The 16418-nt window shown below is 73.7% G+C and carries 27 protein-coding genes; 26 read left to right on the top strand and 1 reads right to left on the bottom strand.

The window, feature by feature from the left end; all coding sequences use genetic code 11:
- The first annotated feature begins 57 nt into the window (after window positions 1–57).
- The 20 genes from IE225_RS08725 (at window position 58) to IE225_RS08630 (ending at window position 10498) form a co-directional block, all read left to right on the top strand.
- Window positions 58–1242, top strand: a complete 1185-nt coding sequence (locus tag IE225_RS08725) for a hypothetical protein (protein WP_190056783.1) — start codon at window positions 58–60, stop codon at window positions 1240–1242.
- Window positions 1239–1766 (top strand): hypothetical protein, encoded by a 528-nt coding sequence (locus IE225_RS08720; RefSeq protein ID WP_190056782.1) that lies wholly within the window; start codon window positions 1239–1241, stop codon window positions 1764–1766. The genes IE225_RS08725 and IE225_RS08720 overlap by 4 nt, the downstream gene beginning before the upstream one ends.
- A gap of 66 nt (window positions 1767–1832) precedes the next feature.
- Window positions 1833–1979 (top strand): hypothetical protein, encoded by a 147-nt coding sequence (locus tag IE225_RS08715; RefSeq protein ID WP_190056781.1) that lies wholly within the window; start codon window positions 1833–1835, stop codon window positions 1977–1979.
- 169 nt (window positions 1980–2148) lie between these two features.
- Window positions 2149–2355, top strand: a complete 207-nt coding sequence (locus IE225_RS08710; RefSeq protein WP_190056780.1) for a hypothetical protein — start codon at window positions 2149–2151, stop codon at window positions 2353–2355.
- Window positions 2356–2375: 20 nt separating this feature from the next.
- On the top strand, window positions 2376–2765 hold the full coding sequence (locus IE225_RS08705; protein ID WP_190056779.1) for a hypothetical protein: 390 nt from the start codon (window positions 2376–2378) through the stop codon (window positions 2763–2765).
- Window positions 2762–3022, top strand: coding sequence for a hypothetical protein (locus IE225_RS08700; RefSeq protein WP_190056778.1), 261 nt, complete (start codon window positions 2762–2764; stop codon window positions 3020–3022). Before IE225_RS08705 ends, IE225_RS08700 begins: the two co-directional genes overlap by 4 nt.
- A gap of 5 nt (window positions 3023–3027) precedes the next feature.
- On the top strand, window positions 3028–4350 hold the full coding sequence (locus IE225_RS08695; protein WP_190056777.1) for a helix-turn-helix domain-containing protein: 1323 nt from the start codon (window positions 3028–3030) through the stop codon (window positions 4348–4350).
- 38 nt (window positions 4351–4388) lie between these two features.
- Window positions 4389–4727 carry a hypothetical protein gene (locus tag IE225_RS08690; RefSeq protein ID WP_190056776.1) on the top strand — a complete coding sequence of 113 codons (339 nt, stop codon included), beginning with the start codon at window positions 4389–4391 and terminating at the stop codon, window positions 4725–4727.
- Window positions 4724–5086, top strand: coding sequence for a hypothetical protein (locus tag IE225_RS08685; protein WP_190056775.1), 363 nt, complete (start codon window positions 4724–4726; stop codon window positions 5084–5086). Before IE225_RS08690 ends, IE225_RS08685 begins: the two co-directional genes overlap by 4 nt.
- Entirely contained in the window at window positions 5083–5445 is a 363-nt protein-coding gene (locus IE225_RS08680) for a helix-turn-helix domain-containing protein (RefSeq protein ID WP_190056774.1), read from the top strand. The genes IE225_RS08685 and IE225_RS08680 overlap by 4 nt, the downstream gene beginning before the upstream one ends.
- A gap of 17 nt (window positions 5446–5462) precedes the next feature.
- On the top strand, window positions 5463–5684 hold the full coding sequence (locus tag IE225_RS08675) for a hypothetical protein (RefSeq protein WP_190056773.1): 222 nt from the start codon (window positions 5463–5465) through the stop codon (window positions 5682–5684).
- A gap of 18 nt (window positions 5685–5702) precedes the next feature.
- Window positions 5703–7010 (top strand): glycosyltransferase, encoded by a 1308-nt coding sequence (locus tag IE225_RS33725; protein ID WP_190056772.1) that lies wholly within the window; start codon window positions 5703–5705, stop codon window positions 7008–7010.
- Between the two features lie 15 nt (window positions 7011–7025).
- Window positions 7026–7358: a hypothetical protein gene (locus tag IE225_RS08665; RefSeq protein ID WP_190056771.1), complete on the top strand. Its 333-nt coding sequence runs from the start codon at window positions 7026–7028 to the stop codon at window positions 7356–7358.
- The gene (locus tag IE225_RS08660) at window positions 7351–7593 is read left to right on the top strand and encodes a hypothetical protein (protein ID WP_190056770.1); all 243 of its coding nucleotides are present in this window, start codon (window positions 7351–7353) and stop codon (window positions 7591–7593) included. The genes IE225_RS08665 and IE225_RS08660 overlap by 8 nt, the downstream gene beginning before the upstream one ends.
- Window positions 7594–7736: 143 nt before the next feature.
- Window positions 7737–7973 carry a hypothetical protein gene (locus IE225_RS08655; RefSeq protein WP_190056769.1) on the top strand — a complete coding sequence of 79 codons (237 nt, stop codon included), beginning with the start codon at window positions 7737–7739 and terminating at the stop codon, window positions 7971–7973.
- Window positions 7970–8146, top strand: a complete 177-nt coding sequence (locus tag IE225_RS08650) for a hypothetical protein (protein ID WP_190056768.1) — start codon at window positions 7970–7972, stop codon at window positions 8144–8146. The genes IE225_RS08655 and IE225_RS08650 overlap by 4 nt, the downstream gene beginning before the upstream one ends.
- 2 nt (window positions 8147–8148) lie before the next feature.
- Window positions 8149–8616: a hypothetical protein gene (locus IE225_RS08645; RefSeq protein ID WP_190056767.1), complete on the top strand. Its 468-nt coding sequence runs from the start codon at window positions 8149–8151 to the stop codon at window positions 8614–8616.
- Between the two features lie 116 nt (window positions 8617–8732).
- Window positions 8733–9266 carry a hypothetical protein gene (locus IE225_RS08640; protein WP_190056766.1) on the top strand — a complete coding sequence of 178 codons (534 nt, stop codon included), beginning with the start codon at window positions 8733–8735 and terminating at the stop codon, window positions 9264–9266.
- Window positions 9263–9970, top strand: coding sequence for a hypothetical protein (locus tag IE225_RS08635; RefSeq protein ID WP_190056765.1), 708 nt, complete (start codon window positions 9263–9265; stop codon window positions 9968–9970). The genes IE225_RS08640 and IE225_RS08635 overlap by 4 nt, the downstream gene beginning before the upstream one ends.
- 282 nt (window positions 9971–10252) lie before the next feature.
- Complete coding sequence (locus tag IE225_RS08630) at window positions 10253–10498, top strand: MerR family transcriptional regulator (RefSeq protein ID WP_190056764.1); 246 nt, start codon at window positions 10253–10255, stop codon at window positions 10496–10498.
- A 74-nt stretch (window positions 10499–10572) separates the two neighbouring features.
- On the opposite strand, the gene IE225_RS08625 is transcribed toward IE225_RS08630, so the two are convergent.
- Window positions 10573–11115, bottom strand: a complete 543-nt coding sequence (locus IE225_RS08625) for a PH domain-containing protein (protein WP_229879330.1) — start codon at window positions 11113–11115, stop codon at window positions 10573–10575.
- Between the two features lie 148 nt (window positions 11116–11263).
- On the opposite strand from IE225_RS08625, the gene IE225_RS08620 reads away from it, so the two are divergent.
- From IE225_RS08620 to IE225_RS08590, 6 genes are all read left to right on the top strand, one after another.
- Window positions 11264–11554, top strand: coding sequence for an HNH endonuclease (locus tag IE225_RS08620; protein WP_229879329.1), 291 nt, complete (start codon window positions 11264–11266; stop codon window positions 11552–11554).
- A gap of 474 nt (window positions 11555–12028) precedes the next feature.
- Complete coding sequence (locus tag IE225_RS32965; RefSeq protein WP_229879327.1) at window positions 12029–12589, top strand: helix-turn-helix domain-containing protein; 561 nt, start codon at window positions 12029–12031, stop codon at window positions 12587–12589.
- The gene (locus tag IE225_RS08605; RefSeq protein ID WP_190056763.1) at window positions 12552–14093 is read left to right on the top strand and encodes a terminase large subunit domain-containing protein; all 1542 of its coding nucleotides are present in this window, start codon (window positions 12552–12554) and stop codon (window positions 14091–14093) included. The genes IE225_RS32965 and IE225_RS08605 overlap by 38 nt, the downstream gene beginning before the upstream one ends.
- Window positions 14094–14116: 23 nt before the next feature.
- Window positions 14117–14284, top strand: a complete 168-nt coding sequence (locus IE225_RS08600; RefSeq protein ID WP_190056762.1) for a hypothetical protein — start codon at window positions 14117–14119, stop codon at window positions 14282–14284.
- Window positions 14281–15453, top strand: coding sequence for a phage portal protein (locus IE225_RS08595; protein ID WP_190056761.1), 1173 nt, complete (start codon window positions 14281–14283; stop codon window positions 15451–15453). Before IE225_RS08600 ends, IE225_RS08595 begins: the two co-directional genes overlap by 4 nt.
- 5 nt (window positions 15454–15458) lie before the next feature.
- Window positions 15459–16289 carry an HK97 family phage prohead protease gene (locus IE225_RS08590; protein WP_229879342.1) on the top strand — a complete coding sequence of 277 codons (831 nt, stop codon included), beginning with the start codon at window positions 15459–15461 and terminating at the stop codon, window positions 16287–16289.
- Window positions 16290–16418 lie beyond the last annotated feature (129 nt).

Below are 16418 nucleotides of genomic sequence, written 5' to 3'. Positions count from 1 at the left end.
GCGGCGGGACGTGACCTGACCCCGTCCCGCCGCCCGGCACCAGCAAAGGACACTCCTATGCGTCGCGATCCGCGACTGACGATCATCACCGAGGCCCTGCAGGGGCTGATCCCCGGCGCCACCCCGGCGCTCCTCACCTTCGAGGTGAAGGAGGCGCGGGGCACGGACGGCCGCATGCACACCTGGACCGGCCGCATCGGCACCGTCGCCGAGCGGGTGTACACCGCGCTCTACGGCCGCCCCGACGCCGCAGTGCCGGCGAGCCCGCTGCAGCAGGCCGAGGACGCCAAGGCCCGGCGGGACATCGTCGGCGAGGTGGCCGCCCTCACCACCGGCTACGCCCAGCTCACCACGGCGCCGTGGCACCCGTCGCGCCAGGGCGACCTGGTGCACATCCACTACCCCCAGGCCGGGGACTTCCCCGCGTTCGGTGAGACGTACATCGTCGGCGACGCCGGCGACGGCCTGCTGAGCCTGACACTGCTCAGCCACACCTTCCCCGCCGACGACCCCGACCTCGCCACCGCGGTCGGCTGCTTCGCCTCCGAGGCGAGCGACGAACCGCTGATGGAGCTGTGGTTCGAGGCCGGGCCGCACCTGCTGACCATCGTGCGCGACGGCCAGGTCGTGCACCACGGCGCCGCCCACGGTGCGCAGCCGGCGGCCGCGGGCACCGAGCGCGCCGCGCAGCAGCTGGTCGACGCGATCGGCGAGGCGATCCGCTACCTCGAGCGCGGCGAGCCGGAGCTCGCGCTGGCCCGGCTGTGCTCGCCCACCCCGCTGCCGCCGTGCGGCACGCCCGGCATGCTGCCCGACCACGCCCCGTGCGCCCGGCCCCGCGGGCACCACGGCGCGTGCAGCCCGGATGCGGACTACGCCGAGCCGCCCCACCAGTGCCCGGCCCTGCCCGAGCAGCTGCACGCGGTGGTGGCCATCGGCCCGCGCCGCGAGGTCATCTCGTTCGCCGGCCTGTACGAGGACCAGGACGCGGCGCTGGACGTCGCCGCCGGCTGGGACGAGGTGATCCAGGCCGAGGTCACCGAGGCGCACGAGGCCGAGCACGAGGCCCGGTACGTCTTCGCGCACCTGCCCGCGCCGCAGCCCGGCCGGGCGGTGGCCGTGGTCGCCCCGGTGCGGCTGCGCCCGGACCCGCGCGCCGAGGACGAGTGGGCGGCCGAGGGCGCGGCCACCTCGCTCACCGCGGCCGACATCGCCGACGACTTCCGGGACGTGGACGAGTGAGCGCCGTCGACCAGCACGCCGAGGCGCACCGCCTCAAGGCGGCGCACGGGTGGGGCGCGCGCCGGATCGCGAAGGAGCTCGGCATCACCCGGTACGCGGCCGAGCAGCTGCTGACTCGGCCGCTGCGTCAGCCGGCGGCCGAGCCTCAGCCGGTGGCCGACGTGGCTGAGCCCAGGCGGCCGGTGGCCGAAGCCGCCGCGCGGCCGGGCGCGGCCGCGTCTCGGCCGGTGGCCGACCGGGTGGCCGGCCACCTGGCTGCGCTGGTCGGCTCCGGCCGCAGTCAGCCCAGCCACCGGCCGCGCCGCCTGGTGATCGACCTCGACGCCTTCCCCGGCCTGGCCGAGGACCTCGCGCTGCTGCAGCGCGCCGGCGCCCGGCCGGACGAGGTCGTCAATTTCGCCGTCGACCGGCTGGCGACCGTCTACCGGCGGGCCCGGGCGGCGGGCCTGCTCGCCGACGGCCAGCCATTCGACGTCGTCGACATGCACCTGAGACCCGCGTCCCCCACCCGGCGGACCGCGTGATGACCGGGCCGCCCGCTCGCACCGCCCCCGGGGCGGGCGGCCCGCCCGAGACGCCGAGGAGGCGCTGTGCTCATCCGTGCCCTGACTGCGATGGCCGCGGCCGCCCTGGCCGTCCTGGTGCTGCTGGCCGCCGGTGCATGCCGGGGCCCGGCGGCGGGCGCCGTGCCCCGGCCGGTGCCGCAGGCGCCACCTCAGCCACCCGCCGCCCGGTGACCGGCCGACGCCGGCGGCCGCAGCCGTGCCAGAGCCTGGCCGCCCCGCACTCGCTGACCTACGCCCGCCTGTATCCGGGCGGCTGGTGGTGCGACCGGCACAGCCCCTGGGCGAGAGCCGGCCGCCCGGCCCCACCTCCGCCCGGCCGCCCGGCCTGAGGGAGACCCACGTGACCACCCACAAAGACACCGACCGCCTCATACGCGCCCTCAAAAACCAGGGCTTCCGTGTCGAGCAACTGCGCTCCGGCCGCTGCCGCGTCGTCCCGCCCGGCGGCGGTGACCCCGTCATGATGCCCGGGCCTGGCCGTCGCACCGACGCCCGCGCCCTGGACAACGCGCGCGCGAGGCTGCGCCGCCTCGGCGCCGACGTCTGACCTTCACCGAGGAGTTCCTGATGACCGAACAGCTCACCACCAGACCCGTGCCTGTGCCCTCCCGCCCGGCGTTCGACCGCTACCGGTGGGAGCGGGCGCTGTTCAGCGCCGAGCTGCCGCACCGCAACGCGCGGCTGCTGGGCCTGGTCCTGGCCCACTACGCGGGCCCGGCCGGGTACCTGCCGGCGGGCGGGATGCAGCACGCCGGGCGGCTGGCCGAGATCGCGGACATGACCGGCAGGCAGGTCCGCATGAGCCTGTACCAGCTGGAGCGGGCGGGGCTGATCGCCCGGCCGGACATCGCCACGTGGGAGCCGCGCGAGCTGGTGCGGCCGATCACCCTCACCCTGCCGCCGGCGGGCGGCGCGGCCCGGACGGAGCCGCCCCATAGCGGGGAGCGGCCGTCGTGACGAAGACCCGCCTCCGCCCCACCCAGCAGCTGGAGTTACTGCCCGCTGACCCACCGCGCTGGGGCGGCCCGCCCCCTGTGCCCGCCGACCCGATCGCCACCAGCGGCCGCACCGAATACACGGTCCGCTGCGACGGCCCGGACGGCTGCGGCCGCCTGCACCGCCACGTCGCCCCCGGTATCCGCACCGCCCCGTGCGGCGCCGTCTACACCGTGCCCGACGCCCTGACCACCGATCGCCCCGCCGACACCTCGTAGGGACCATGACTCTCGCGTCCACGCCTGCTGAGCCGCGCCACCCCGGTGGCGCGGCCGGCCGGGCGTGGGCCGAGCTGCCGCCGTGGCACGGACAGATGGTGCGAGTGCCCAAGCGGGTGTGGGGCAGCGGCCGGTACTCGCCGACGGCGGTGCGCTACCACGCCCAGCTCACCGCGCTGGACCAGCGCGGCCGCCGCTGCCGCGCCTCGGTCGCCCGGATCGCCGGCTACCTCGGCGACGCCAAGCGGACGGCCGAGCGGTACCTGGCCGAGCTCGCCGCGCCCGGCCCGGACGGCGTACCGGAGATGACCGTCATCCGGCACACCGACCCGGGCGGGCGGGGCACGACCGCCGAGCGCCGCATGCGCCGCGTCCAGCCCGGTGAGCACTTCGCCTGGGTGGACGTGTGCGCGGTCAAGGCGCTGCGCCCTTCGGCGTTCGTCGCGTACTGCGCGCTGGCCTACGCCGAGGCCACCCGCACCCCGGTGACGGCGGCCGAGCTGGCTTCGCTGCTGGGCGTGAGCGAGCGCACCGCGCGCCGCCTGGTGGCCGAGCTGGAGCGCTCCGGCTGGGCCCAGGTGCAGCGCCGCGCCGGCTACCAGGGACGCCACCTGATCACCGTCACCGGCTGCCCCGGCCACGGCCCGGCGCCCGCGACGAGTGCGGACACAGATGGCGGATCGGGTCCGGACAGCGATGGCGGATCCCCCGCGATCAAGGAAGACGCTGGACTGACCGACGGTGTGAAGACGGAGGCAGTGGGTGGTGTCCGCCGTAGGCGAGATACCGGTAGTACGCCCGCCTCGCCTGTGGATACCGCCGGTAGCGCTGGCCGGGTCCCGCACGCCTTCCGGCCCGCGGCGCCGCCCGCCTGCCGCTCCTACGACGGGCCACCGCTGAGCCTGAGCCCCCGCGTCTGGCACGTGCTGGAGCCCGTACACGACCTGCTGCCGGGCATCCCGCCGTTCGTGATGCGCCGCATCGGCCGCGAGGTCGGCCGCCACCTCGACGCCGGCGTGCCCGCCTGGCTGCTGCGCGACCACGTGCAGCGGCTGCGCACCTGGACCATGCGCGAGGACATCCGCGACCCAGGCCGCTGGATCCTCGGCGCCGCCCTCGCCCTGCGTCCCGGCTGGTGCGGCCGCACTGACTGCGTCCGCGGCCGCGAGCGCTACACCGGCCGCCCCTGCACGGCCTGCGGCCAGCACCACGCCGCCCGCCGGGGCGCGCACCCCCCGCATACCGCCGGCCACACCTGCACCGGCTGCGGCTGGCCGAGCGACACCCCGCTGCCCCACGGCCGGTGCGTCATCTGCCGCACCGCCTGACCCCCGCCTACCCACCAGCCAGGAAGGACTCGTTTGCGATGCCCTACCCGCTCGCGCGGCCGCCCGCCCCCAACGGGCCCGGCCGCTGCCCTCGATGCCTGCAAGAGGTGATCTGGACGACCACCACCGCCAACCGCGTCGCCCAGGCCGTCGACCCCGACCGCGACCCTCGCGGCAACATCGCCGTGCGCCAGGACCACACCGGCCGGTGGATCTCCCGCCAGCTCACCCGCGAGCGGCCCACCCCCGAGGCCGGCGAGCACCTGCACATGCCGCACATCGCGACCTGCCCTGCCCCAGCCCCGCGCCGCGCACCGGCCCCGCGCATCACCCGCGGCCGCCGCGGCGTGCGCCCCACCCGGAGGTGGCAGCCGTGACGCTCCGTCACCCCGCCCCCGGACACCGCAGCGTGGTCGCCGCCGCCCTCGAGGACTGGTGGCTGACCACCGACCCGGCCGAACCATTCGACCCCGACGACCTCGCCGACCACGTCGACACCTACCTCGCCAGCTCCGGCTACCTCATCGCCCCCGACATCACCCCCAACCGCATGCCACTACGCAGCGTCATCATCGCCGACGTCCTCATCACCCTGTTCACCCTCGCCGCCACCCTCGGCGCCGCCCGCCAGCACCAATGGGGCTGGACCGCCCTCGGCACGGTCGTCACCGCTGCCCTGGCGCGCACCTGCATCCGCGACCTCGCCCACCGCCACCGCACCCGGGGGCAGCGATGACGGACGTACGCCAGGACGTCGCCGACCTGCTGCGCGCCGGCGCCACCTACGCCCAGATCAAGCGCCGGCTCCGCGTCACCAACCGCACCATCGCTGCCACCCGCAGGCACCTCGGGCTGCGCCCCACCCGCGGCATCCTCGCCCACCGCCTCACCCCACAGGAGCACGCCGAGCTCATCAAGCGCGTGGGCGAGCTGCTGCTGGCCGGCGCGACCTACGCCCAGATCACCAGCGAGCTCGGCATCACCGCCCCGACCATCCTGCGCATCCGCAGGCACCTCGGCCTGCCCCTCGCGCCCAGGCAGTCCCGAGCCCGCGCCGACGACGCTCCCGACCGCACCGTCACCCGCCAGCCCTGACCCGGAGCCCACCCATCATGACGCCCCTGCAGACCTTCACCGTCGCCGCCCTCGGCGGCCTGGCCGCGCTGCTCGGCCTCGTCCTCACCATCGCCCTGGTCGTCGGCATCTACCTGCTCGCCAGCCGCATCTACGAGGCGATCGAGGACCTCCGCCTGCGCCGCGAGCAGCAGCGCGAGCTGGCCGCCTGGAGCCGCCAGCTCGAGCAGCTGCCCACCACCACCGAAACCCACGAGTAACCCGAAGGATCACCGCGCGTGTACGCCCACCTCAGCACCTACGGCATAGCGGTCGGCAGCGTCCTGCTGGCCAAGCTCCTGCTGTCCGTCCGCCGCACCAGACGCGGCCGCCGCACCGCCTGGCGCCCCGGCCCGCCCTTCACCATCGCGGCCGTCATCACCGTCTACAACGAGGCCCCCGAGATGCTGCGCCGCTGCCTCGTCTCCCTGCTGCAGCAGACCCGCCAGCCGCAGATGGTGACCGTCGTCGACGACGCCTCCCGCGACATGAGCGCGGCCGCCGTCGTCCGCGACCTGCACCGCGTCTTCACCGCCGCCGGCATCGAGCTGCGCTTCATCCGCTTCCCCGTCAACCGCGGCAAGCGCCACGGCCTCGCGGCCGGCTTCACCCAGGCCCCGGACGCCGACCTGTACCTGTGCGTCGACTCCGACACCGTCCTCGATGAGCACGCCGTCGACGAGGCCGTACGCCCCTTCAGCAAGCGCCGCGTCAACGCCGTCACCGGCCTGGTCCTCGCCCACAACCGCGCCCGCAACCTCCTCACCCGCCTGATCGACATGCGGTACGTCAACGCCTTCCTCGGCGAGCGCGTCGCCTACGGCCGCCTCGGCTCGGTGCTGTGCGCCTGCGGCAGCCTCGCCCTCTACCGCGGGTGGGTCGTACGCAAGTACCTCGACGACTTCCTCAACCAGACCTTCCTGGGCCGGCCCGCCACCTTCGGCGACGACCGCCGCCTGACCTTCTACTGCCTGCTCGAAGGCCTGAGCGTCATCCAGCCCACCGCCCTGGCCTGGACCGACGTCCCCGAGCGCCTCGGCCACTACACCCGCCAGCAGATCCGCTGGGGCAAGAGTTTCATCCGCGAGAGCCTGCTGATGCTCGGCACCTGGCGCATCCTGCGCGTCTGCTGGTGGCTCAGCCTGCTGGAGCTGATCATGTGGGCCACCTTCACCGCCGCGCTGATCGCCGCCCTGGTCGCCGCCGCCGTCCACCCCGCCGGCCCCGCCATCCTCGCCGGCTACCTCGCCTACGCCTGCGCCATGGCCTGGCTGCGCTCCCTGCACTACCTGCGCGCCGCCGCCCGCGTCCCCCTCGCCGACCGCGTCATGACCTTCGCCGCGGCCCCGCTGTACGCCCTGCTCAACCTCGGCCTGCTGCTGCCACTGCGCCTGTGGTCCCTGGCCACCCTGCGTGACAACGCCTGGGGGACCCGCCACAAGGGCGCCGAGATCACCACCGGCACACCGGCCGCCCTCATCCCCCATCCCACAACCCACGACGAGCACGACACCGTGCCCATCCGCACCGTCACCCACCAGACCTGACAGGAGATCATCGCCATGGCCAGCCCCACCGAACCAGACCACGTGGCCCCCGCCGACGAACTCCGCGCCGCAGCCCATCGGCTGCGCGACATGGATGACGCCAACTGGCGAGGCACTCCCCTCGCCACCCTCTTCCCCGACCTGACCACGCTCATGGACGAGTACGGCGCCGACTGGCGGCAGTGCCCCGAGGACCACCCCGGCACACGCCTCGACGATGCCGCCCTCGCCCTCGCCCGCGCGATCAACCAGCTGGTCATCTCGTTCGAGGCCGAGCGGCCGAAGAACGCCATGCGACAGGGCTCCCGCGGGCTCGTGACCGAGGAAGCGGAGGCCACCGATGGCTGACATCAAGGCTGAGATCACGATTCGCGAGTGCGCGGACCATAGCTGGTTCGACCGGTGCGTCATGGGCTGGGCGTGGTGGTGGCAGGCGTACATCCCGCACATGGGCCAGCGCAGCGGTTTCGCACGCACCAAGGAGAAGGCGTGCATCAAGGCGGAAGCGGCGGCACGTGATCTGGCCGGCGCGGAGAGGCCGTTCGAGCGGTACACGTACGAGGTGGCCGATGCAGACGCTTGACGCCCTGTTCGCTGACCTGGTCGACCACTACATCGGCGACAAGGAGCACCCCGGCTCATCTCCCATCCCGCCACCCACGACGAGCACGACACCGTTCCCATCCGCACCGTCACCCACCAGCACTGACCCGGAGGCCGCCCACCATGACACCCGACAACCACCCGGCAGCAACCGAAGCGACCGGTGACCCGACGACTGCCCGTGTGGTCGCCGCGCTCCACCGGTCCGCCGAAGCCGATGTCTCCCGCGTCATCGACCTGTACGAGCGCTGGGTGAAGGCCGGCCCGCCGCCGATCGGCACGTCCCTCGCCCGCTGGTGGGACGCCCACCTCGCCGAACTGCACGACGCGATCCGGCCGCCCGCGAAGGAGCGGCCGTGACCGACGACCAGATCAGCGAGGCGCTGCAACGCCTTGACGCCTCCATGGTTCGAGCGATCAAAGCCGAACTGCGGCGGTCCATATGCCAGGGCTCGAGGTCCCCAAGCCGCTTCCTGTTCCAGGGAGAGACGGCCTCGCTCGTCCACCCGCCCTCCAGCCAGCCCAAGGAGTGATCATGCGCACGGAGGACGTCCTCGCCCAGATCGACCGGGCCCTGACCGACTGCACCGTCAGCCCGGACGCCATGCGCTGCAGGCCCGCCGAGGAGCCGCCCGCGGCCGCGCCGCCGCGGCCCGTGGCCGTGCCGACCGCCGGCCGCGAGTTCCTGGTACGTCGGCTCGTCGACCGCCACGGCCTGACCCGGGCCGCCGCACTGCGCGCGGTCCTCGCCGCCGAGCGCGGCACATCGACCGAGCACGCCGAGGCCGTCCAGGCCGAAGTGCGCGCGCTGGCCGGCGAGATGATGCAGCGCCTCCGTGACGCGTTCCGCCCGCTGGTGGCCAGCTGGGCAGCCGCGATGCAGCGCCTGGTGGACGCAGCGCAGCACCTGCAGGCCACCGCCAGCAAGGGCCAGCCCGTCCGGCGCCGCCCCGACCGGCCGGCGTGGCAGTCCCCGTACGGGCCGCCACTCAAACGCCGCTGACCCCGCGCACGCGCGCGCCTGCGATCGCACGCGCGGAACGCAGGCGCGCGCGTGCGCGAGACAAGCCCTACCCGCCAGTAGCTGTGGCCGGTGCCCACCGGCCGGAAAGAACGATCATGCCAACTCCGAGTGAGCCCACCGAGAACCCGGCGTGCTGGATCCGCTCCACCGTCGACGACCGCGGCAACGCGGCCTGCCTCCTGCAGTGGGGCCCCGTCCAGGCGCTCCTGCACCCCGACACGGTCCTGGTCACCGCCAGGGACCTGACGACGGCCGCCGCCTACGCCGAAACCGACGTCGCCCTCCTGGCGGCCCTGCGCGAGGACATCGGCCTGAACGGCGACCACGCCCTGGCCCACTTCTTCCAGACCATCCGCGCCCGCCGCCCCGTCCCCACGGGCCAGCCGGCCCTGCGCATCCACAGCGTCGCCGGCGCCCGCACCGGACGCCCCCTGGTCCACATCGCCCGCGGCTCCATGAAGGGCGAACTCACCCCCGACGAGGCCCGCGAGATGGCCCAGCACTGGACCGAGGCCGCCACCGCCGCGCAGATCGACGTACGCCTGCGCTACGCCCTCGGCGAGTGGGACCGCCTCACCCCCGACGAGATCGAACACCTCTTCGCCCTGCTCCAGAAGGTCCAGCGATGAGCACCTGCACCATCTGCCCTCGCACCGCCCCCGACGGGCAGCACGCCTGCCCGCTGCACGCCGACGAGCTACGCGCCTGGCTCGCCGAACTCCCGCGCCAGGCTGCGCTGCTCGAGCAGTTCGTCGTGCCCGCCGGCCGCCCCGCCGCCGGTCGGCTCGGCGGCACCGGCCGCGCCCACGCACCCGTCCCCGTCGACCTGCGCGTCCTGGCCCTCCTCGGCCCCGGCCACGCGCACGCCCCCGCGGGCAGCCCGTACGAGGAGGCCGCCGGCACCATCCCGCTGCGCGCCTGGCTGGACGGCTGGGCCGGCTACATCGCCTACACCTACCCCGCCGTCACCCGCGACCCGTACGGCACCGCCCACGTCCAGCCCTGCGAGGCCGCCCGTCCGCGCCGCGGCGCCACCATCGCCGGCTGGTGTGCCTGGCTCACCGCCTACCTGCCCTACGTCCTCGCCCACCCCTGGGTCAGCGACCTCCACCGCCAGCTCGGCGACCTCCTCACCCACCTGCGCGACCTCACCCACGCCGTACCCCACCGCCACCACCAGGCCGCCCCCTGCCCCAAGTGCCAGTCCTTCGCCCTGGTCACCGTCGACGGCCAATGGGGCATCACCTGCGAGGCCTGCGGCCACCACCTGGAGCGCACTGCCTACGACGACCACGCCGCCCGCTTCCTGCGCACTCTCCGGAACAACGCGTGAACTGTCACACCCTCATGGCACACTGAATCCGGCACACGGACGACCGTCCCGGTCGACGCTTCACCGGCCCGCCCCGACCCACCCCCGGGGCGGGCGCCCCCTTCTACGGGCCATCCGCTGGACAAGATCCTCACTTAGCGTCAACATGCTGCCAGTAGCGCACGTGTGCCCACTGACTACCCATTTGATGATCAGCGCCACAACCGCCGGACGTCGCGCACCGGCCCGCAGCCCCGGACCGCTCAGGCCCGGGGCTGCGGCACATACGGGGAGGGGGCGCGCGTGACCACCGAGCTCTACACCGGCAGGCAGGCCGCAGCCCTCGCCACAGGCTGGCGCCGCACACTCAGCGCCGGCGCGGCCGCCGTGACGCCCTCCGCCATCTGCAAGTGGGTCGCCCGAGGCCACCTGACGGCCGCAGGACTCGACGCGCAGGGCCGACCGCTGTACGCCCTGGCCGACATCGCCCGCGCCGAGCGAGCCACCCGCAGCCGCGCCCTGCGCCTGGTCGGCATCGGCGCCCCGTAACCCCCGCTGCCCGGTGGACGGTGGTCGCTGCTCCCGCCGCACGGGGGGGGAGCCGGGCAGCGAGAACCGAGGCCCTACAGGCTGTCGAGGATTCTCGCCCGACGGTCCCGGTACTCCTCATCCGTGATCGCTCCGGACGCTCGCAGCTGATCCAGCGTCTGCAGCCGCGACGCCACGTCCGGCGCCCCTGCAGGCGCCGACGCCCCGGCCGCAGGAGCCGCCGGCGCGCCGCCTGCAGCCAGACGCGCCCGCAGCTGGTCCGCGAGGGCCCGGCCCTGGTCCTTCGGCACCTGCTTGATCTCGGCCTTGTTGCCCGACGCGAACACGATCAGCGTCCCCATGATCAATCCGCCAGACCACTGCACCGAGCTGATCCGGTTGTACGGGAAGTCCTCCACCTGCTGAGACAGCACCCCGTGCTTGAGGAAGATCAGCCGCTGGTTGGTCATGGCCACCAGGCCGTTGCCCTTGCCGTACACACCGGTGGCGAGCATCTCCACCGTCTCGCCTTCCCACAGGACCTCGGGGAGCCGCTGGATCTCCCGCTTCGACCCGAACGTGTTGTTCAGCTTCGCGGCCGCCGCGTCTATGTCCGGCCGCACATTGAAGGTCGCCACGATGGCCCCTCTCCACATCAGCAGGAGCGCGCCTGTGTGGGGCCAGGCGCGCATGGACCGTGGGGGGAACCTCAGAGCCTAACGGCGAGAGCTGGATCCTGACCCGGCATCAGCACAACATCATCCGAACGGAGTGCGGAGGTTGTCCGTGGCTGACCGCTCCGAGCTCACGTCGTACGAGTTCCGCAAGCTCCGGGCCCGGATCCTCGCCGAGTCCGACGTGTGCATCATGTGCGGCCACGCCGCCGCCGACGCCGTCGACCACATCATCCCGGTCAAGCGCGGCGGCGCCCGCCTCGATCCGGACAACCTCGCCCCCATCCACGGCGTCACCGGCTGCCCGACCTGCGGCCGCAAGTGCAACAACGACAAGGGCGACAAGCTGCTGTCCGAGGTGAAACGGCTCATCACCTCCGTCGACTGGTACGCCGGCCCCTGACATCGAGGGCGGACCGCGCAGCGCGCGCCGCTGACCGGCGCGCAGGGCCGGGCACCCCCACCCCCCTGCCGGGTGGGGGTGCCCCCCTGCCCACCCCCTGCCGGTGGTGTGTCGGCCGCACGGAGCGCAGCGGCGCGCGGTGCCCTGGGCACGAGCGTTGCCGATGAGCAAGCAAGAGCGAGCGATCACGCAGGCCCTCGGCCCGCCGCGCACGTGCGGCGGCCGCCCGGGCCACCGTCCGGCCCGGCCCGGCCGGCACCGGGCAGGCACGGCCCGGGCCGTGCCTGCAGGCGCGGCAGTGCTCTGACCTACAGGAACGTCATTCAAGGGCAAAAGTGCAGGTCAGAGGCGTGATCCGGTTTTTAGGGTGATCATCTTCTCCACCCCGCGCCCAGCTTTCATTTTTCTCCCCGCGGCCCTCCAAGAGGCCGCCATGATCGCGGATCGGCCACGGCGGACAGGGGGGAGGCGATCATGGCGGCTCGCGCCATCCAGATCGGCGAGGCCGGCGAGCGCGTCGCCGCGGCCGTCGCCGCGCTCCGCCAGAGCCGCGGCTGGGACCAGCGCCACCTCGCCGAGCGTGTGACCGAGGCAGGCCGCCCCATGAGCACCTCCGTCCTGGGAAAGATCGAGGCCGGCGCGCGCCGCGTCGATGTCGACGACCTGGTCGCGCTCGCCGCGGCCCTCGAGGTCTCCCCGGCCCGCCTGCTGCCCGCCGGCGCCGCCGGCGTCGACGGCGAGGAGCCCAAGGAGGTCGACCCGTACGAAGAGGCCGCGGGGCCCGGGCTGGTGAAGGCCCGGGTCCTGGACGACATCGCCGCGCTCGGCGACCTGGAGGAACTCGACCCGACGGCCCCCACGCTCGCCGCGGTGGCCGTACGGCTGGCCACCGAACTGGACGCCCCCGCCTCGCTCGGCAACAGCCTGCACTCGCTGTCCAAGGAGCTGCGCCAGGTCCTCGCCGAGCTGCGCTCCCTCGCGCCTGAGGAGCCGGACGATGACGACGACCTCGACGACCTGGCGTCCCCCGACTGAGTTCGTCGACCAGTGCCGGGAGCTGTACGGGCTGACGTGCCCGCCGATGTGGGGCACGCCGCGCCGGCCGGAGCTCCCGACGCTCGGCGGCAAAGTGGCCAAGGTGATGGAGCGCCTCGGCTTCACGCCGATGCCGTGGCAGCGCTACGTCTGGGACGTCGCCCTGGAGATTGACCCGGCGACCGGTCTGTTCTGGCACCGCACCGTCGGCCTGTCCGTGCCCCGGCAGCAGGGCAAGACACAGGGCCTGCTGGCGGTGAAGGTGCACCGGGCCGCGGCCTGGAAGCGGCAGCGGATCATCTACGCCGCCCAGACCCGCAGCATGGCGCGCGAGCGGTGGGAGGACGAGTTCTGGGTCACCATCGAGGCCTCCCGGCTGGCCCGCCGGTTCGTGATCCGCAAGGCGAACGGGCACGAGGCGATCATCCACCGGGCGACCCGGTCCCGTATCGGCATCACCTCCAACACGGAGAAGGCCGGCCACGGCCCGCCCCTGGACCTGGGCATCATCGACGAGGCGTTCGCCCACGAGGACGACCGCCTGGAGCAGGCGTTCTCCCCGGCCATGCTGACCCGGCCCATGGCCCAGCTGTGGTGGGCGTCCGCCGGCGGCACCGAGAAGTCCGCGTTCCTGAACAAGAAGCGCAAGGCCGGCCGGGAGATGATCGAGGAGCTGTGGCGTACGGGCGAGCACCCGCGCGCCGCCTATTTCGAGTGGTTCGCCCCCGAGGACATGCCGCGGGATGACCCGGCCACCTGGTGGGCGACGCTGCCCGCCCTGGGGCACACGGTCACCGAGGACGTCATCCGGGCCGAGCTGGAGACGCTGGACCCGGCCGAGTTCGACCGCGCGTACCTCAACCGGACGCGGAAGGCGACGCCGCCGCCCGACCCGAACGTGCCCCGGGACCGGTGGCCCGGGCTCGTCGACGAGCACTCCCGCCCCGGCGGCAACCTGGCGCTCGCCGTCGACGTCTCGCAGGACCGGGCCTGGTCGTCGATCGGCGTGGCCTGCGAGCGTGACGACGGCCGGGTGCACCTGGAGCTGGTCGACCGGCGCGCGGGCACGGACTGGGTCGTGCCGGCGCTGGTGCGGCTGTCGGCGCTGTGGCGGCCGCTGGTCGTCGCCATCGCCTCCTCGGGGGCGCCGGCCGGGTCGCTCATCGACGACCTGGTCACTGCGGGGCTGACCGTGCCGGAGGACAAGGAGCGGCCGCACCGCGGCCACCTGGCCGTCGTCCGCACGAACGACTTCGTCGAGGCCTGCGGGCAGATGGCCGACGCCATGAACCAGGGCAGTGCCGTCCACCGCGACCAGGCCGACCTCACGGCCGCGGTGAGCGGCGCCCGCACGCGCAAAGTGGGCGATGCCTGGGTGCTGGATCGCTGGAACAGCCTGGTCGACGTCGCGCCGTTCGTGGCCGTAACCCTCGCCCGGTGGGCCCTGGTCAACCGCGGGCCGCACGTGCTGGACGACTACGACGTCATGGAGTCGGTCTACTGAGAGGGGGCGGCGTGCGCGAGGCGATGACGACGGCGCTCGACGTCGCGGGGCTGCTGCTGGTGGCGGCGGGGGCCGGCGCTGCGGCGTTCCCGGTGATGGAGTGGGCAGCGCTCGCCGTCAGCGGCGCGGTAGTGCTGGCCGGGTCCTGGCTCGCCTCCCGGCAGACCGGGCGGAAGGGCAGGGGCGTATGAGCCTGTTCTTCGCCCGCCGCGACACCCCGGGCCAGAGCGCGGACCAGCTGATCCCGACGCGGCCGCAGCAGCCCGCCGGCACCGCGGTGGTGACCAACGACACCGCCCTGCGGCACAGCGCCGTGTGGGCCTGCCTGCGGCTGCGCGCCAACCTCATCAGCACGATGCCCGTCGACGTCTACCGGAAGGTCAACGGTGTCCAGGTCGAGGTGCCCAAGCCGCCGGTGCTGATCACCCCGGGCGGGGCGCGGGTGGACATGCAGGAGTGGCTGTACTCCAGCCAGTTCGACCTGGACCGCGCGGGCAACAACTTCGGGCTGATCACCGCGAGGGACGGGCTCGGGCTCCCGGCCCGCATCGAGCTGCAGCCGCTGTCCGAGGTCACCGTCCGGGTGCGCAAGGGGCAGCTGAAGTACAAGATCTCCGGCGTCGAGTACGAGCCGAGCGAGGTCTGGCACGAGAAGCAGTACACCGTGGCCGGCCTGCCCGTCGGCCTGTCCCCGGTGGCGTATGCGGCCTGGTCGATCGGCGAGTACCTGTCCATCCAGCAGTTCGCCCTGGACTGGTTCGGCAACGGCGCCGTGCCGAGCGCGCACCTGAAGAACACCGCGAAGACCCTGACCCAGGGTCAGGCCGACGACACCAAACGGCGCTTCAAGGCCGCCGTCCAGAACCGGGACGTGTTCGTCACCGGCTCGGACTGGGAGTACGACATGATCCAGGCCGAGCAGGCGGGCAGCGAGTGGCTGGAAGCGAAGAAGTACAGCGTCAGCGACATTGCCCGCTTCTTCGACTGCCCCGGCGACCTGATCGACGCCGCCGTCTCCGGCAGCTCGATCACCTACGCCAACATCACGCAGCGCAACCTGCAGTTCCTGGTGATGAGCCTGGGCCCGGCCGTCACCCGGCGCGAGAACGCGCTGAGCACGCTCACCTCCCGGCCCCGCTACGTGAAGCTCAACCGCAACGCGCTGCTGGCCATGGACCCGCAGACGAGGGCCCAGGTGATCAAGACGCGCATCGACTCGCGCACCCTCGCCCCGTCCGAGGCCCGGGCCCTTGAGGACCTGCCGCCGTTCACCGAGGAGCAGCTGGCCGAGTTCGACCGCCTGTTCGTCAAGCACGCCGAGACCACGTCCATCGTCATCCAGCCACAGGAGACACCGTGAGCGACATGAACGCCCTGCGGGCACAAGCGGCGGCCGCCCGGTCCGCGGCCGCGGGCACCACGCCCATGGCCGTCCCCCGTGACCGGCCCGAATGCCCCGACCTGCGGTTCACCTCGCAGCTGCGCGCCAAGAAGGTGACGCGCGACGACGGCATGGAGTGGTACCAGGTCGAGGGCTACGCCTCGGTGTTCGAGCAGGGCTACGAGATGTGGGACTGGTACGGGCCCTACACCGAGATCGTCAGCGCCGGGGCCGCCGACGAGACCCTCGCCGCCGACCCCGAGGTCGTGTTCCGCTTCAACCACGCCGGCACGCCCATGGCGAGCACCCGCAACGGGCGCCTGGAACTCTGGGTGGATGAGACCGGCCTGGGCAACCGGGCGTGGCTCAACCCCAAGCGGACCGACGTGCAGGACCTGGTGCGCGCCATCGAGGACCAGGACGTGCGCGAGCAGTCGTTCATGTTCCGCATCACCTCGGGCCAGTGGTCCCCGGACTACACCGAGTACCGCATTGAGTCCTTCGACCTCGAGCGCGGCGACGTCGGCCCCGTCACCTACGGAGCCAACCCGCACACGTCCATCAGCGCGCGCAGCGGCGAGCTGCTCGCCGCGATCCCCAGTCTGCCGCCGCTCGCCGCCCGCGAGGCGCTCACCCGCCTCGCCCAGCGCGCCGACATCGGCATCGGCCCCAGCGCACCGGGCATCCAGTCGCCCGCGCACCTCATGGGCAGCCTGCCGCCCGTCCCGGCGCCCGCGCCGGCCGCACCGCAGCGGCAGGGCCGCTCCATCGCGCTCCTGCGCACCCAGCTCCTGGTCACCAGCGACGAGGACTGACCCCACCCCATCGAGACCTTCGCACAGCACGCCGTCCGGCAGATCGCCCGGAGGCGGGACCCTGCGGCACCAGACCCGGCAGATGGCCCGGGCGTGCCGCTGGTCGCGCTGCAGCACACCCCACCCGAT

Source organism: Streptomyces echinoruber (assembly GCF_014651135.1).
GTDB classification, from domain to species: Bacteria; Actinomycetota; Actinomycetes; order Streptomycetales; family Streptomycetaceae; genus Streptomyces; species Streptomyces echinoruber.
The sequence above is the reverse complement of the archived record's forward strand: the minus strand, read 5'-3'. Positions and strand labels throughout refer to the sequence as shown.

Excerpts from the sequence above, each read along its gene's own strand:
- IE225_RS08660 (WP_190056770.1), top strand. The coding sequence starts at position 7,351 with ATGGCTGACATCAAGGCTGAGATCACGATTCGCGAGTGCGCGGACCAT.
- IE225_RS08725 (WP_190056783.1), top strand. The coding sequence starts at position 58 with ATGCGTCGCGATCCGCGACTGACGATCATCACCGAGGCCCTGCAGGGG.
- IE225_RS08690 (WP_190056776.1), top strand. The coding sequence starts at position 4,389 with ATGCCCTACCCGCTCGCGCGGCCGCCCGCCCCCAACGGGCCCGGCCGC.
- IE225_RS08655 (WP_190056769.1), top strand. The coding sequence starts at position 7,737 with ATGACACCCGACAACCACCCGGCAGCAACCGAAGCGACCGGTGACCCG.
- IE225_RS08645 (WP_190056767.1), top strand. The coding sequence starts at position 8,149 with ATGCGCACGGAGGACGTCCTCGCCCAGATCGACCGGGCCCTGACCGAC.
- IE225_RS08590 (WP_229879342.1), top strand. The coding sequence starts at position 15,459 with ATGAACGCCCTGCGGGCACAAGCGGCGGCCGCCCGGTCCGCGGCCGCG.
- IE225_RS32965 (WP_229879327.1), top strand. The coding sequence starts at position 12,029 with ATGGCGGCTCGCGCCATCCAGATCGGCGAGGCCGGCGAGCGCGTCGCC.
- IE225_RS08675 (WP_190056773.1), top strand. The coding sequence starts at position 5,463 with ATGACGCCCCTGCAGACCTTCACCGTCGCCGCCCTCGGCGGCCTGGCC.
- IE225_RS08640 (WP_190056766.1), top strand. The coding sequence starts at position 8,733 with ATGCCAACTCCGAGTGAGCCCACCGAGAACCCGGCGTGCTGGATCCGC.
- IE225_RS08680 (WP_190056774.1), top strand. The coding sequence starts at position 5,083 with ATGACGGACGTACGCCAGGACGTCGCCGACCTGCTGCGCGCCGGCGCC.
- IE225_RS08600 (WP_190056762.1), top strand. The coding sequence starts at position 14,117 with ATGACGACGGCGCTCGACGTCGCGGGGCTGCTGCTGGTGGCGGCGGGG.
- IE225_RS08665 (WP_190056771.1), top strand. The coding sequence starts at position 7,026 with ATGGCCAGCCCCACCGAACCAGACCACGTGGCCCCCGCCGACGAACTC.
- IE225_RS08695 (WP_190056777.1), top strand. The coding sequence starts at position 3,028 with ATGACTCTCGCGTCCACGCCTGCTGAGCCGCGCCACCCCGGTGGCGCG.
- IE225_RS08605 (WP_190056763.1), top strand. The coding sequence starts at position 12,552 with ATGACGACGACCTCGACGACCTGGCGTCCCCCGACTGAGTTCGTCGAC.
- IE225_RS08635 (WP_190056765.1), top strand. The coding sequence starts at position 9,263 with ATGAGCACCTGCACCATCTGCCCTCGCACCGCCCCCGACGGGCAGCAC.
- IE225_RS08595 (WP_190056761.1), top strand. The coding sequence starts at position 14,281 with ATGAGCCTGTTCTTCGCCCGCCGCGACACCCCGGGCCAGAGCGCGGAC.
- IE225_RS08705 (WP_190056779.1), top strand. The coding sequence starts at position 2,376 with ATGACCGAACAGCTCACCACCAGACCCGTGCCTGTGCCCTCCCGCCCG.